Source organism: Methylobacterium sp. AC832, from assembly GCF_979256025.1.
In genome coordinates, this window is the sequence record NZ_CEEDMV010000002.1 from 558190 (window position 1) to 571929 (window position 13740).

Below are 13740 nucleotides of genomic sequence, written 5' to 3' on the forward strand. Positions count from 1 at the left end.
GCGAAAGCAGGGCCGTGTTCTAGCGCTCCCTTCTGCGGACCGGCAAGAGCACTCGTTGGCCGGACGCGCGGCGTCAGGACACTGCCTCGAGGGATACGGGGCCCGATGGGTGGTATTAGGATCGGTCGAAGCGGAGGCGTCGTGCCGGCGCGGCGACGGGTTGTCGCTTCGATCGTTCAACCCAAGCAAAATCCTCCGAGGGCGAACGGGCGACATCGGAGGATTTCAGCGTCTGGCTTCGCTCGTTCAGGGAGCGAGGTCGTGGACCGGCTTCGTCGTGGTGGTACGGTTGCTGTTGAGGACGGTGTTGCTGACCGGCGTCTGCTTCAGTGCCTCGACGTCGATCTGCGGAGGAGACGGCAGCTGCAACTGCTCGCTCGTATAGGCCCAGGCCTGCGTGACCCGTTCCGGATCGTCGTTCAGCTTCAATCCGTAGCTCGGGACGATCTGCCGAAGCTTCGACTGCCATTCAGGAGACGAAACTTTCGAGGCGAACACCTTCTCCAGCACCTTCAGCATGATCGGAGCGGCCGTGGACGCGCCCGGGGAGGCGCCGAGCAGCGCCGCGATGCTGCCGTCCTTCGCGCTGACGATCTCCGTGCCGAGTTTCAGAACGCCACCCTTGTCCTTGTCGCGCTTGATGATCTGCACGCGCTGGCCCGCCTGCCATAGGCGCCATTCTTCCTTCTTGGCCTTGGGGAAATACTCACGCAGAGCGGCGATGCGGTCATCGTCCGAGAGCATCAGCTGACCGGCCAGATACTCCACCAACGGATATTCATCCACGCCCACGCGAACCATCGGCCAGACGTTGCTGGTGGTCGTCGAGGAGAGGAGGTCGAAATAGGAGCCCTCCTTCAGGAACTTGGTGGAGAAGGTCGCGAAGGGACCGAACAGCAGGACGCGCTTGCCGTCGAGGACGCGCGTGTCCAGATGCGGAACGGACATCGGCGGCGAGCCGACCGAGGCCTTGCCGTAGGCCTTCGCCAGATGCTGCGTCGTCACATCCGGATTCTCATTGACGAGGAACGAGCCGCCGACGGGGAAGCCCGCGTAATCCTCGCCTTCCGGAATGCCGGATTTCTGCAGGAGATGCAGGGATCCGCCGCCAGCGCCGATGAAGACGAACTTGGCGTCGATACTCTGCTCGGACCCGTCCTTGAGGTTCCGAGAGACCACGCGCCAGGAGCCGTCGGGGTTCTTGTCGATGGTCCGGACCTCGGACGAGGCCTGCAGGTCGAAATTCGGCTGGCTCTGCAGATGCGCGACGAACTGGCGGGTGATCTCGCCGAACTCCACGTCGGTGCCCAAAGAGGTCCAGGTGGCTGCGATCTTCTGCTTGGGATCGCGGCCCTCCATCATCAGGGGAACCCATTTCCGGATCTGCTCGGGATCGGTCGAATAATCCATGCCGGCGAAGAGGGGGCTCGCCTTGAGCGCTGCATGACGCTTCTTGAGAAACGCGATGTTCTCGTCGCCCCACACGAAGCTCATATGCGGGGTGTAGTTGATGAAGGAGCGCGGGTTCTTCAGGACGCCGTTGCGAACCTGCCACGCCAGGAACTGGCGGGTGACCTGGAAGGCCTCGTTGATCTCGACGGCCTTGGCGATCTCGATCTGCCCATCTTTCTTCTCGGGCGTGTAGTTGAGCTCCGCGAGGGCGGAATGACCCGTGCCGGCGTTGTTCCAGCCGTTGGAGCTCTCCTTCGCCACGCCATCGAGACGCTCGATCATCTGGATCGACCAGTTGGGTTCGAGTTCGCGCAGCCAGACGCCGAGGGTGGCGCTCATGATGCCGCCGCCGATCAGAAGGACATCAACCTTCTTTGCTGGAGGGGCAGCGAGGACCAGGGAGCCGGGCATTGCCACGGCCGCCATTCCGGTCAGGGCCGTGCCAAGAATCTGCCTGCGGTTCAGGGCAGGCGTGGTGGAGGAAGCGCCGTTGGACGGGCTCGTATCGTTATTATCGGCGCTCATCGCCATACCTCGTTCTGCAGAACACGTCCGGAGGACCCTCATCGGACGTCTGTCCGTCCAGGGCATCGGATCGAGAGGATCGGAGGAGCGCTTCTTCCCATGGGCATTCTTGCCCGGTGTGCTGGCTTGACCAGTCTGCCGGATCGATGCCTCGCTGACCCTGGTCGGTAAAGGGATCGGCGATAGTCTTCCAGCTATTATTTATCAGTCTCGTCGAACGTTTCGGTGTTCCGATTTTCTCTCTGGAACACTTATAGAACAGGCCTCGATGCGACGTCTTGAGATGGGGCTATGTGTCCAAGGCCCGAAGAGGTCCGAATCATGGCGAGCCGGCACGAGCTTATGGCCGACCACCGCCGATGAAACGTGAGTGCTGTTTTCAGCTGATTAAAGTGCGACCCGAATGTCATACGTGGCTGCCACTGCAGACGAGTGTCCGGCACCGGCTATGTCTCGAAAAGTGGCGTGTGCAGTTCGAGCCGTTTCTTCGGTCGCCCGGTTCCTAGCCGATGGGCCGGCGGTCAACAATCTGCAGGATGCCGCAATCCGTTCAAACGTCGCGTTTTGAAACCGTCCTGTCATGAGGTCTCGTACCAAGACACGAAAACGCCCGCGCGAGAGACGATCCCGCGCGGGCGTTCCGAGACATGGCGCCCAGCTCGAACGAGCTGGACGCCATTCGTATCTTCGCGGGGCTTAGTCCTGCGCGTCGTCCTTGTCGTCGCTGGTGCGGGCCTTCTTAAAGGCAGCACCGAGGATCTCACCGAGGGAGGCGCCGGAATCGGCGGAGCCGAACTGGGCCATCGCCTCCTTCTCCTCGGCCATTTCCAGGGCCTTGATCGAGAGCTGGACCCGACGCGCCTTGCGATCGAACTGGATCACGCGGGCATCGAACTTCTCGCCGGCGGCGAAACGCTCGGGACGCTGGTCGCCACGATCGCGGGCGAGTTCGGCCCGGCGGATGAAGGTGGAGAGATCGGTGTCGACGATCTTAACTTCGACCCCCGAATCCTTCACTTCCACCACTTCGCAGGTCACGATCTGACCCTTCTTGAGTTCGCCGGCTTCCGTGAAGGGGTCGCCGCCGAGCTGCTTCACGCCGAGCGAGATGCGCTCCTTCTCGACATCGACGTCCAGAACCTGGGCGCGCAACATATCGCCCTTCTTGAACTCTTCGATGACCTGCTCGCCGGGGCGGTTCCAGTCGAGATCCGACAGGTGAACCATGCCGTCGACGTCGCCGTCGAGACCAATGAACAGACCGAACTCGGTCTTGTTCTTGACCTCGCCTTCGACCTCGGAGCCGACCGGATGCTGCTCGGCGAAGGCCTCCCAGGGGTTCTGGAGGGTCTGCTTGAGGCCGAGCGAGATGCGACGCTTGACCGGATCGACCTCGAGGATCTGCACTTCCACTTCCTGCGAGGTGGACACGATCTTGCCCGGATGGACGTTCTTCTTCGTCCAGGACATCTCGGAAACGTGGATCAGGCCTTCGATGCCCGGCTCCAGCTCCACGAAGGCACCGTAATCGGTGATGTTGGTGACACGGCCCTTGAGCTTGGCGTCGACCGGGTAGCGCTGGGCGATACCCTCCCACGGATCCGCGAGCAGCTGCTTGATGCCGAGCGAGATGCGGTGGGTCTCGTGGTTGATCTTGATGATCTTGACCTTGACCGTCTGGCCGATGGTCACGACCTCGGACGGGTGGTTCACACGACGCCATGCCATGTCGGTGACGTGGAGCAGGCCGTCGATGCCGCCGAGGTCGACGAACGCGCCGTACTCGGTGATGTTCTTGACGACGCCGTCGATGACCTGGCCTTCTTCAAGGTTGGCCACGAGCTCGGAGCGCTGCTCGGCGCGGCTCTCTTCGAGGACGGTGCGGCGCGATACGACGATGTTGCCGCGGCGACGATCCATCTTGAGGATCTGGAACGGCTGCGGGGTGCCGAGAAGGGGCGTGACGTCGCGCACGGGACGGATATCGACCTGCGAGCGCGGCAGGAAGGCCACGGCGCCATCGAGATCGACGGTGTAGCCGCCCTTGACCTGATTGAAGATCGCGCCCGTGACGCGCTCATTGGCCTCGAAGGCCTTCTCGAGCTTGACCCAGCTCTCCTCGCGGCGTGCCTTATCGCGCGAGATGACGGCCTCGCCAAGGGCGTTCTCGATGCGGTCGACATAGACCTCGACCTCGTCGCCGACGGCAAGTTCGCCTTCGCGGCCGGGGCCGTTGAATTCCTTGAGGGCGACACGGCCTTCCGTCTTAGCGCCGATGTCGATGACGGCCACGTCCTTTTCGATCGCGACGACGCGACCCTTGACGACGGACCCTTCGGTGATCTCGTGCTCGAGGAAGCTCTCCTCGAGGAGAGCCGCGAAGTCGTCGCGGCTCGGGCTACGCTGCAGGGCGTTACCAGCGGTCATTCTGTCTCCTGACAGGCCTCTCGTGCGAGGCCGGCGTCGGCGGTTCGTGTGACGGGGCACCCTCGGCGATCACCGCCCGCGGCCCCTGATGGGATCCGACAGGCTCACCCCCCGTAGGAGGGCCAACGCAACATGAAGCGATGGTCGAGGGCCATTCTCCAACGGGCCGGTGACGGGACGAGACGCCCGCGCGCAGTCGAATCCGATTGGAGGACGGCGCTCCCATACCTGATCTCGTGCGTTTCGGCAACATAACGCTTCGGATCGTTGGTGGGTGGGGCGATCAGGTGAGCATCCAGCGAGGCGTCTCGGCGTGGCGCAGCCAGATCGCCGAGGCGATCGAGAGTGCCTCAAGTGGAAGAACCACATCGCCCCGGCCCTTATCCCAGAGTTCGATGCCGGAAAATCCAACCTTGCGGATCGTAAGCCAAGCGCCGAACGGGAATGTCGCGTCGGTCCCCTCGCCAGGGCCGAAACATTCCTCGAAGGCGAGCGGATCAATCATCATCTGATCGTATTTCCGCAAATGCTCGGCCATCGAAACCTTGGATCGGAACAGGATGCGATCCCGGCTATACGACGAAAAACACGGCTCATATTCCGTCAGCGTCATCGAGAGCTTGCCGCCGATGCGTAAGTAGGGCGGGTTTGGCCCAGTCTCGTCGAAATTCAGCGGGCTCCAGCCCTCCTCGCTCATCAACGACTCCGCCAGGGTCACAGGCTCCGACGCTGCCATGCGCGGGACAACATCCCCGGTCGCCGCGTCAGGGAGTGATCCTGTCACCAGGATGTCCGGTCCGAATCCGTGGCTGCCCGGCTGGTGCTCCGCCACATCGTGTCCCGTCTCGCGAGAGGCCATTATCCGCCCCGAAAAAGTGTCCCCGTGGATCGAGGAGGATCAATATTACGCATTTTCTTATGGTTGGCGATCATGCGGTGCACCAACACGAAGAAGGGCGCTGCAACAGCAGCGCCCTCGGGAAGATTCGATTGGGTTGTGGTGTCGTCGAGGTGACGTTTATTCCTCGTCGTCATCCTCAGTGTTGCGCATGCCCTTGAGTTTGGCGAAGACCGAATCCGCGTTGAGCTTCTCGTCGCGTTCGTTGCGATGATGCTCGTCCGCCTCTTCGTAGCTGCCTGCGGTGGACACCTCTGTGGGCAACAGGGTCGCGCCGGCATCGGTCGGCAGAACGGCCGGTCGGTCCTTGGCGGCGCGCTGAACCTCGAAGTCGAGATCAATCTGCGTGCAGAGACCAAGGGTCACCGGGTCCATCGGCTGCAGCGAGCTCGAATTCCAGTGGGTGCGCTCACGGATCTGCTGGATCGTCGATTTGGTGGTGCCGACGAGGCGGATGACCTGCGCATCCTTCAACTCCGGGTGGTTGCGGAGCAGCCAGAGGATGGCGTTCGGCCGGTCCTGGCGCCGTGACAGAGGGGTGTAGCGCGGACCCTTGGTGGTGCGCTTGACCTCCGGCAACTTCACCTTCGAGACGGCAACCTTCAGCTTGTAATTAGGAGATTTCTGCGCTTTCTCGATCTCGTCGCGGGTAAGCTGACCCGTGGTGATCGGGTCGAGGCCTTTGATCCCGGCAGCGACTTCGCCGTCGGCAATACCCTTCACTTCGAGCGGGTGAAGCTTACAGAAATCGGCGATCTGCTCGAAGGCGAGCGAGGTATTCTCGACCAGCCAGACGGCGGTCGCCTTCGGCATTAGCGGACCTTGGGACATGCTCTGTGGCTCCGACGTTAGCGGGGAACGGGCGGCGCCGGGCATCGGTCCGCAGGCTCCGGATGAATCGATCCGGAAGTCCCGTCTCACGCTCTCAAAAGGGGATCAGCGTATATAGGCGGCGGCAGAAGAGCGCGCAATTGCCTTCGCGTCCGGTCACCGCCGACGGAGGACCCGCGCGACGCGAGGTCCCTGAGATTTTGGCGTCGAGCGCCGTAACTTGGCCAGCGGACGATGACCGCTGCCGTATCGGTCAGGCATCGGGCCAATCAGACGAACAAGCTCGACACACTCGATTCTGTCGCGGTCCGACCGATGGCCTCGCCGAGCAGCGGCGCGATGGTGGCCACGCGAATATTGCGGGCGAGCTTGACCGCCTGTGTCGGCTGGATCGAATCGGTAATCACCAGCTCTTTCATCCGCGAAGCCGCGATGCGGGAGACGGCGCCGCCCGAGAGCACCCCGTGGGTGATGTAGGCTGACACATCCTTGGCGCCGGCGTTCAGCAGGGCTTCTGCGGCGTTCACGAGCGTACCGCCGGAATCGACGATGTCGTCGACGAGGATGCACGAACGGCCCTCGACCTCGCCGATGATGTTCATCACTTCCGATTCACCGGGGCGCTCGCGGCGTTTGTCGACAATGGCCAGTGTCGCGTCGATGCGCTTGGCGATGGCGCGGGCGCGGACCACACCACCGACATCGGGCGAGACCACCATCCATTCCTTCGGGTCGAGACGCTCCTTGATGTCGCGCACGATCACCGGCGCGGCGAAAAGATTGTCGGTGGGAATGTCGAAGAAGCCTTGGATCTGGCCTGCATGGAGGTCCAGTGTCATCACGCGGTCGGCGCCGGCTTCGGTGATGAGGTTGGCGACAAGCTTAGCCGAAATCGGCGTGCGGCCGGAGGTGCGACGGTCCTGTCGGGCATAGCCGAAATAGGGGATCACCGCCGTGATGCGCCGCGCCGAGGAGCGCCGCGCCGCATCGATCATGATGAGCAACTCCATCAAGTGGTCATTGGCGGGGAACGAGGTCGATTGAACGATGAAGACATCCTCGCCGCGGACATTCTCCTGAAGCTCGACGAAGATTTCCATGTCCGCAAAGCGACGGACCATGCATTTGGCCAGGGGAAGCTCGAGATAGGCGGAGATCGCCTCCGCAAGCGGACGGCTGGCATTTCCAGCGATGATCTTGATCGAGGACTTCATGCCGCCGTCTTCATCTCACATTTTCCAGCCGCGCCAGATACCGGCCCATCGGCGCGGCACCCATTACAACCCCCGCCCCGGCGTCACAATGCCTTCACTTATGATTGGGGGATGCCCTGCACAGATCATGGCTCCAGCAGGCGATGGAGATGGACGATGAAATAGCGCGTCTGAGCGCTGTCGACGGTGGCCTGTGCCTTCGATTTCCAGGCGCTCTGCGCGGAGGCATAGTCCGGAAAGATTCCGACGATGTCGAGCCCCTTCACGTCACGGAAGTTGACGCCGTCGAGGTTCTCGAGCTCGCCGCCGAAGACGAGGTGTAGCTTCTGTCCGCTGTCGATCGTGGTGGTCATCGTCTCTCCTTGGCAAGCCTGCGCAGGGCCGATACGGGCGGTGCTGAGGTCGTGTTTCGACGCGCCGCCATGCATTTCAGCCGTTTCTCAGGAAAATCCCTCCGTTGGCGGCTTTGCTCCCCAGCGGCGAGACTTCAGCGGATGCCTTTAGCGGTGTTCTCGACGGCTTGCGAGCCACGGCGGGCTAAGACGCATCGCTCGCGCCAAGGTTCACGGCCATGCCATGCGTCTGTGGCAGGACTTGCTCGACAGGACCCACGGCGTGATCGGGTCACAGCTCGAACAGGGATTGCTGCGGCGGTGTTTCCACTGTTTTCCGCGACTGTCGCTTGCGCTTCGGAGGCTCTGCTCCTCCCGGCGTCGGAGCATCCGAAGCCTCCGTCCGGGCGAGAAGCGTGCCGTCGGCGAATTCGAGGCTCAGGCGCTGCCCCGGCATCGCCGATGCGGCGGCGCGGATCGGCGCTCCCTCCTCGTCGCGCACGAGGGCAAAACCTCGCGCAAGAACCGCGCGATAGCTCAACGACCCGAGGAGCGATGCGAAACTTGCGAGCCGGTCGGCTCGCCGCTCGAGCAGGCGACGGGCTGCCTGTCCCAGGCGAGCGTCGAGTGCGCCGAGTCGCTCCTGTCGGCGAACCGCCTCCGACCGAGCACGCACGAGGGTTTGCTCACGGGCGAACACGAGGCGGCGGCCGAGATAGGCTAGGGCCTCTCCTTTGCGCGCCGCGTAGTTCCGCAGGGCTGAATGGGGACGATCGGCCACCAGGGCGAGCCGACCACGCGCCTGGGTCAGGCGCAATTCCGGCGGATGACGCCCGAGCCTGTCGAGCAGGCGGCCGAAACGAACCCGGTAATCGCGCGCATTGCCAGCGAGCGCCGGCATGAGCCGGGCCTCGGCAAGGTCGAGGCGTTGGCGTTTTGCCGACAGGAACGCATCCGCGCCCGGCATGGCGCGGAGAAGCGCGCGTAGGTCTGAACCCTCACGGTCGAGCCTGCGCTGGACGGCTTCGCGTTGACGATGACCAAGGTCGCGGATCTCGGCGACGAGATCAGCGCGCACGGGAACGGCCATCTCGGCGGCTCCGGTGGGAGTCGGTGCACGTCGGTCCGAGACGAAATCGATGAGGGTGGTGTCGGTCTCGTGGCCTACCGCCGAGATCAGGGGAATGGCGCTTTCCGCGGCGGCACGGACCACGATTTCCTCATTGAACGGCCAGAGATCTTCGATCGAGCCGCCACCTCTGGCGACGATGAGCACGTCCGGCCGTGGGATGGCGCCGTTCGGGAGAAGCGCATTGAAGCCGCGGATGGCGGTCGCGATTTCCTCGGCCGCGCCCTCCCCCTGGACGCGTACGGGCCAGACGAGGACCGGCCTCCGAAAGCGGTCTTCCAGCCGGTGAAGGATGTCCCGAATGACGGCACCGGTGGGAGAGGTCACGACCCCGACGACCCGGGGTAGGTAGGGAATCGCGCGCTTGCGCTCGGCCGCGAACAGCCCCTCCGCCGAGAGGACACGCTTGCGCTCCTCCAGCAAGGCCATCCAGGCGCCGATCCCCGCCGGCTCGAGGGTCTCGACGACGATCTGGTAGGAGGACTTACCGGCGAAGGTGGTGATACGGCCGGTGGCGACCACCTCCAAGCCTTCCTGCGGCCGTTGGCGCAGGCGGTTGAAAGTCCCCTTCCACACCACCGCGTCGATCCTGGCGGTCCCGTCCTTCAGCGAGAAATAGGCGTGGCCCGAGCCATGCTGGCCGCGATAGCCGGAAATCTCGCCGCGCAGCCGGACATGACCGAACGCGTCCTCGAGCGTTCGCTTCAGGGCCGAGGCGAGATCCCCCACCGACCATTCGGGAGCATTGGAGATCGGCGGAGACGTTGATGGAGGAGGAACGAGGGCCATGTCGCGGCGGACGCTAGGCTCGGCACGGACGCGGGTAAACCCCGGAGCGAGCAGGCAGCGTCAGAAGATCAGGGCCAGGAGTAGGATGCCCGACAGCACCGGCGCGACACCAATAGCCACGGCCCAAGGCCAAAACGCCGGAATATGGGATGGGCGATTGTCATTAGCGGCCTTGACGGTGACGCGACCGCTTTGAAGAAACTGCGACAAACGCACTCCCGACCCCGGCGTCGGGGCCATTGGCGGGGAAGCGGAGTGGCGACATCCTGGCATGACGATATTCAACTCGGGGACAGCCGGCATCGTTCCTCCGATTGTCATCGATCATATGCGGTTGGGGAATGAATTTCGTGCGTGCCAAGCATGCTAGAAATCACGGGAATCCGCGACCGGGACCGTGGCCGGGACTTTCCATCCCCTGCTTTTCGGGGGAAACGCCATGCCGGGATGCTTAGGGGGCGGCGCTGCGAGGCCGGGACAATGCTATGGTGGAGAGCCATTCGGCGCATTGTGCAGGCTCTTGTCCATACCGGTTCGGCATCTCGCCATGCCTTCCGTGCCCTTCGAAGCGTGACTTATGAACATCCTCCTCATCGGCTCCGGCGGACGCGAACATGCGCTGGCTTATGCGATCGCCAAAAGTCCGCTTTGCACCCGCCTGTTCACGGCCCCGGGCAATCCGGGTACGGCCGAGTACGGCGAGAACCGTCCCGATCTCGCTGTCGCCGATCATGAGGCGGTGAAGAAGTTCTGCGAGACCTCCGGGATCGGCCTCGTGGTGGTCGGGCCGGAAGCGCCGCTGGTTGCGGGCTTAGTCGACGATCTCCAGGCGGCCGGTATCCGTGCCTTCGGACCTACCAAGGCCGCGGCGCAGCTCGAAGGCTCGAAGGGATTCACCAAGGATCTGTGCACGGAACGCGGCATCCCGACCGCCGCCTTCGCCCGGTTCACCGATCAGGACGCTGCCCTCGCCTATCTGGCGCAATCCGGCGCGCCCATCGTGGTGAAGGCCGATGGGCTCGCCGCCGGCAAGGGCGTCGTGGTGGCGGAGACCTTGGATCAGGCGGAGAACGCTGTCCGCTCCATGCTTGGCGAACCGGGTGGTGAGATCGTCATCGAGGAGTGCCTGTTCGGCGAGGAGGCGAGCTTCTTTGCCCTCTGCGACGGGACGAGCGCCGTGCCGATCGGAACGGCGCAGGACCATAAGCGCGTCTTCGACGGGGATCGCGGCCCGAATACCGGCGGCATGGGCGCCTATTCCCCGGCCACTATCCTGACGCCCGCCCTCGAACGGGAGGTGATGGAGACGATCATCGCCCCGACCCTGGCGGGAATGCGCGAGCGCGGGACTCCCTTCACCGGCATCCTATATGCCGGGCTGATGCTGACGGCCGATGGCCCGAAGCTCATCGAGTACAACACCCGCTTCGGCGACCCCGAGGCGCAGGTGCTGATGCCCCGTCTCGCCTCCGATCTGGTCCCGGCCCTGCTCGCCGCCTGCGAGGGCGACGTCACCGGCATCACCCTGCAGTTCGACGCTCATCGCGCGGCCCTGACCGTCGTGATGGCGGCGGCCGGCTACCCCGGCGCGGTGATGCGCGGTTCGACGATCCGGGGGATCGCCGAAGCCGGCGCCAACAACGCGGTCATCGTGTTCCAAGCTGGCACGCGGGCGGAGAATGGCCGTATCGTCGCCGATGGCGGCCGGGTGCTGGCGGTGACGGCCACCGGCGACAGCATGATGGAGGCCCAGGCCCGCGCCTATGCGGCGGTGTCGCGGATCGACTGGCCCGAGGGCTTCTGCCGCCGGGACATCGGCCGGCGGGCTGTGGCCCGCGAAGTGGCGGGGGACGGCATCTGACGAAGCCGCGCCCTTGAAATTCCGGGCGCTCGCTCATCTTGCACGGTGACGGCCGGTATCGCGCCGGCGCGGAGGAATCGACCGATGGGCTACGTCTCGAAGACCGTGATGGAAGAGGGCAAGGCTGCTAAGATCGCCGGCCAGGCGGATGCGTCCAACCCCTACCCCGCCGGATCGCAGAACAGCGCCGACTGGCTCGAAGGCTACACCTACGACGAGGCGGAGCAGAACGTCGACAACGAGTCGGACGAGTAGCCGCCCGGATCAGTCCTCGGTCCAGACCTGCCCGTGATACACGAACACCTCGGGCCGGTTGGCCAGGGCGGCGAGACCGGAAAAGGCTGGATCCTGGACGGAAATCACGCTGGTGGGGATCGCCTCCATCTGCGTGACGAAGGGCGGCTTATGCTCAAAGGACCGCCGGAAATCGCCCTTTTTCAGGATGGGCAGGATTCGCGGGGCGATGCCGCCGCCGACATAGACGCCGCCCGTGGCGAGGAAGGTCAGGGCGAGGTCGCCGCAGACTCGGCCGAGCAGCTTGGCGAACAGTGTGACGGCCTCGGCCGCAACCGGGTCGCTGCCGTCGATACCCGTATCGGTCACTTTGGCGGGCTCGGCGTCCACCGCCTCTTGGCCGGTGCGGGCGAGATGGATGGCCTTGTAGAGCCGCGCGAGGCCGGGTCCCGAGAGCAGCGCCTCCACCGTCACCCGCCCCTCGATACGCTCCACATACCGCCAGATCTCTTCTTCGGCCGCATCTGTGGGGCCAAAATCGACGTGGCCGGCCTCCGTGGAGACGATAGCGAGACGGTCCGCGTAGGGGATGACGGCCGCCGCGCCGAAGCCGGTGCCGGGGCCGAGGACGAGCCTCGTCCCCTGGTCGCCCTTCAGCCCGCCATCACGATAGGGGCCGATCGGCGTCAGGTCGGTGGGGGCGATATCCACGGCGCCGGCGGCGACGGGGACGTAATCGTTGACGACCACCGCCCGCGAGAGACTGAAATCCCGGCCGATCCGCGCGCCTTCGATGACCCAGTTCGCATTGGTGAGACGGACGGCGGGGCCATCGATCCGGGCGGCGACCGCCAGGATCGTCGAGCGCGGCGCTGGTCCGTCATACTTTTCGAGAACGGACCGGATCGCGGCGCTCGGGTTGGGGAAGGCGTTTGTCGGGACATGGCCGACGATCTCCGCCCCGGCGCCCGCCTCCGGCACGAGCGCGAAGCGGGCATTGGTGCCGCCGATATCGCCGACGAGGACCGGGAACTCGAACATGCGTGCGGTTGTCCTTCGCGCTGGAATCCGGAATTTCACATCTCGCCCGCCCTCGATGCGGGTGCGGGGCGTCACGGTCTGGTCTGCGGCACCGGCCCCGATGCGGGATCGCGGCCAGTCGCGCCCTCAGGCGGGCGGCAGGGCGTCGGGATCGATCGGCGCGCCGTCGGCCCAGGCATAGATCAGCGCGCGCACCGCATCGGGATCGGTGAGGCGCCGCGTGGCGATGGTGTCGCTGCCGCCGATGCGGACGCTGACGCCGCCCTCCTCGTTGACCACGGCGAAGGCCTTCTCGTCGGTGAGGTCGTCGCCCAGAAACATCGCGCGGCGGCCGGCATAGGGCGGCGCCTCGGACAGGGCGCGGATGGCATGGCCCTTGGTCGCAGAAGCCGGGACGATCTCGCCGACCGCCTTGCCCAGCTGCAGCCGATAGGCGTCACCGAGATCGGCCGCGGCCGCCTTCACGGCCTCCTCCGCCTGCGCGGCGTCGGTGGGCGTGGCGAGGCGCCAATGCACCGCGACGGAGGCGCCCTTGTCCTCGATCAGTACGGATTCGAGGTCGCGCACGGCGTCCTTCAACCCCGTGATGCGGGCGCGCAGGGCAGGATGATCCTCGGCGCTGCCTCCCGACACCACCCCGTCGACCCGCCGCTCGACCCCGTGAAGGCCCGCCACATCGAACCTGGCGGGCGAGAGGAAGTCGTCGATCACCGCGATGGGGCGGCCGGTGACGATGGCGAGCGCTCCGCCGAGCCGGTCCCGCAGGCGCAGGAGCGCGGGCGCGAGCTCCGGGGGCACCACCACCTGGTCGGGTCGGGGAGCGATCTCCACGAGGGTGCCGTCGAAATCGAGAAAGAGGGCGAAATCCGTCACAGGCATTGTCCCAGGGTGTCTGGCTCGGGATGGCCGGCTCACCGAGACGGCCGATCCATCGGAGCGGCCGAATTTCTATCATCCGCGTCGCGAGCCGGGCTAGCATGGCCCGCGCCACGCGCAAACGCCGCGTC

Annotated in this window: 11 protein-coding genes; 2 read left to right on the plus strand and 9 right to left on the minus strand. The window is 64.9% G+C overall.

From position 1 onward, the window contains the following. Window positions 1-246 precede the first annotated feature (246 nt). The 7 genes from mqo to xseA form a co-directional block, all read right to left on the minus strand. Window positions 247-1977, minus strand: a complete 1731-nt coding sequence (gene mqo, locus AC0IXR_RS09810; protein ID WP_471760569.1) for a malate dehydrogenase (quinone) — start codon at window positions 1975-1977, stop codon at window positions 247-249. A gap of 696 nt (window positions 1978-2673) precedes the next feature. Next, window positions 2674-4404 carry a 30S ribosomal protein S1 gene (gene rpsA / locus AC0IXR_RS09815; RefSeq protein ID WP_056433243.1) on the minus strand — a complete coding sequence of 577 codons (1731 nt, stop codon included), beginning with the start codon at window positions 4402-4404 and terminating at the stop codon, window positions 2674-2676. A gap of 283 nt (window positions 4405-4687) precedes the next feature. Further along, on the minus strand, window positions 4688-5140 hold the full coding sequence (locus AC0IXR_RS09820; RefSeq protein WP_244477971.1) for a hypothetical protein: 453 nt from the start codon (window positions 5138-5140) through the stop codon (window positions 4688-4690). A 282-nt stretch (window positions 5141-5422) separates the two neighbouring features. After that, window positions 5423-6133 (minus strand): DUF1013 domain-containing protein, encoded by a 711-nt coding sequence (locus AC0IXR_RS09825; RefSeq protein WP_056433259.1) that lies wholly within the window; start codon window positions 6131-6133, stop codon window positions 5423-5425. A gap of 269 nt (window positions 6134-6402) precedes the next feature. Beyond that, window positions 6403-7347 carry a ribose-phosphate pyrophosphokinase gene (locus tag AC0IXR_RS09830; RefSeq protein ID WP_019903469.1) on the minus strand — a complete coding sequence of 315 codons (945 nt, stop codon included), beginning with the start codon at window positions 7345-7347 and terminating at the stop codon, window positions 6403-6405. Between the two features lie 125 nt (window positions 7348-7472). Continuing rightward, complete coding sequence (locus tag AC0IXR_RS09835; RefSeq protein WP_056433705.1) at window positions 7473-7700, minus strand: DUF4170 domain-containing protein; 228 nt, start codon at window positions 7698-7700, stop codon at window positions 7473-7475. Between the two features lie 271 nt (window positions 7701-7971). Beyond that, a complete protein-coding gene (gene xseA, locus AC0IXR_RS09840; RefSeq protein ID WP_471760570.1) occupies window positions 7972-9597 on the minus strand; it encodes an exodeoxyribonuclease VII large subunit in 1626 nt (541 codons plus the stop codon). 577 nt (window positions 9598-10174) lie between these two features. Between xseA and purD the strand changes: the two genes are divergently transcribed. Together purD and AC0IXR_RS09850 are read left to right on the plus strand one after the other, a co-directional pair. Further along, window positions 10175-11458: a phosphoribosylamine--glycine ligase gene (gene purD / locus AC0IXR_RS09845; RefSeq protein WP_471760571.1), complete on the plus strand. Its 1284-nt coding sequence runs from the start codon at window positions 10175-10177 to the stop codon at window positions 11456-11458. 84 nt (window positions 11459-11542) lie between these two features. After that, window positions 11543-11713, plus strand: a complete 171-nt coding sequence (locus AC0IXR_RS09850; protein WP_419953821.1) for a hypothetical protein — start codon at window positions 11543-11545, stop codon at window positions 11711-11713. Between the two features lie 9 nt (window positions 11714-11722). Here AC0IXR_RS09850 and AC0IXR_RS09855 read toward each other — a convergent pair whose 3' ends face one another. Both AC0IXR_RS09855 and otsB read right to left on the minus strand, forming a co-directional pair. Beyond that, the gene (locus tag AC0IXR_RS09855) at window positions 11723-12733 is read right to left on the minus strand and encodes a glucokinase (RefSeq protein WP_471760573.1); all 1011 of its coding nucleotides are present in this window, start codon (window positions 12731-12733) and stop codon (window positions 11723-11725) included. A gap of 126 nt (window positions 12734-12859) precedes the next feature. After that, complete coding sequence (otsB, locus tag AC0IXR_RS09860; RefSeq protein WP_056433270.1) at window positions 12860-13612, minus strand: trehalose-phosphatase; 753 nt, start codon at window positions 13610-13612, stop codon at window positions 12860-12862. Between the last annotated feature and the right edge of the window lie 128 nt (window positions 13613-13740).

Excerpts from the sequence above, each read along its gene's own strand:
- mqo (WP_471760569.1), bottom strand. The coding sequence starts at position 1,977 with ATGAGCGCCGATAATAACGATACGAGCCCGTCCAACGGCGCTTCCTCC.
- rpsA (WP_056433243.1), bottom strand. The coding sequence starts at position 4,404 with ATGACCGCTGGTAACGCCCTGCAGCGTAGCCCGAGCCGCGACGACTTC.
- AC0IXR_RS09820 (WP_244477971.1), bottom strand. The coding sequence starts at position 5,140 with ATGGCAGCGTCGGAGCCTGTGACCCTGGCGGAGTCGTTGATGAGCGAG.
- AC0IXR_RS09825 (WP_056433259.1), bottom strand. The coding sequence starts at position 6,133 with ATGTCCCAAGGTCCGCTAATGCCGAAGGCGACCGCCGTCTGGCTGGTC.
- AC0IXR_RS09830 (WP_019903469.1), bottom strand. The coding sequence starts at position 7,347 with ATGAAGTCCTCGATCAAGATCATCGCTGGAAATGCCAGCCGTCCGCTT.
- AC0IXR_RS09835 (WP_056433705.1), bottom strand. The coding sequence starts at position 7,700 with ATGACCACCACGATCGACAGCGGACAGAAGCTACACCTCGTCTTCGGC.
- xseA (WP_471760570.1), bottom strand. The coding sequence starts at position 9,597 with ATGGCCCTCGTTCCTCCTCCATCAACGTCTCCGCCGATCTCCAATGCT.
- purD (WP_471760571.1), top strand. The coding sequence starts at position 10,175 with ATGAACATCCTCCTCATCGGCTCCGGCGGACGCGAACATGCGCTGGCT.
- AC0IXR_RS09850 (WP_419953821.1), top strand. The coding sequence starts at position 11,543 with ATGGGCTACGTCTCGAAGACCGTGATGGAAGAGGGCAAGGCTGCTAAG.
- AC0IXR_RS09855 (WP_471760573.1), bottom strand. The coding sequence starts at position 12,733 with ATGTTCGAGTTCCCGGTCCTCGTCGGCGATATCGGCGGCACCAATGCC.
- otsB (WP_056433270.1), bottom strand. The coding sequence starts at position 13,612 with ATGCCTGTGACGGATTTCGCCCTCTTTCTCGATTTCGACGGCACCCTC.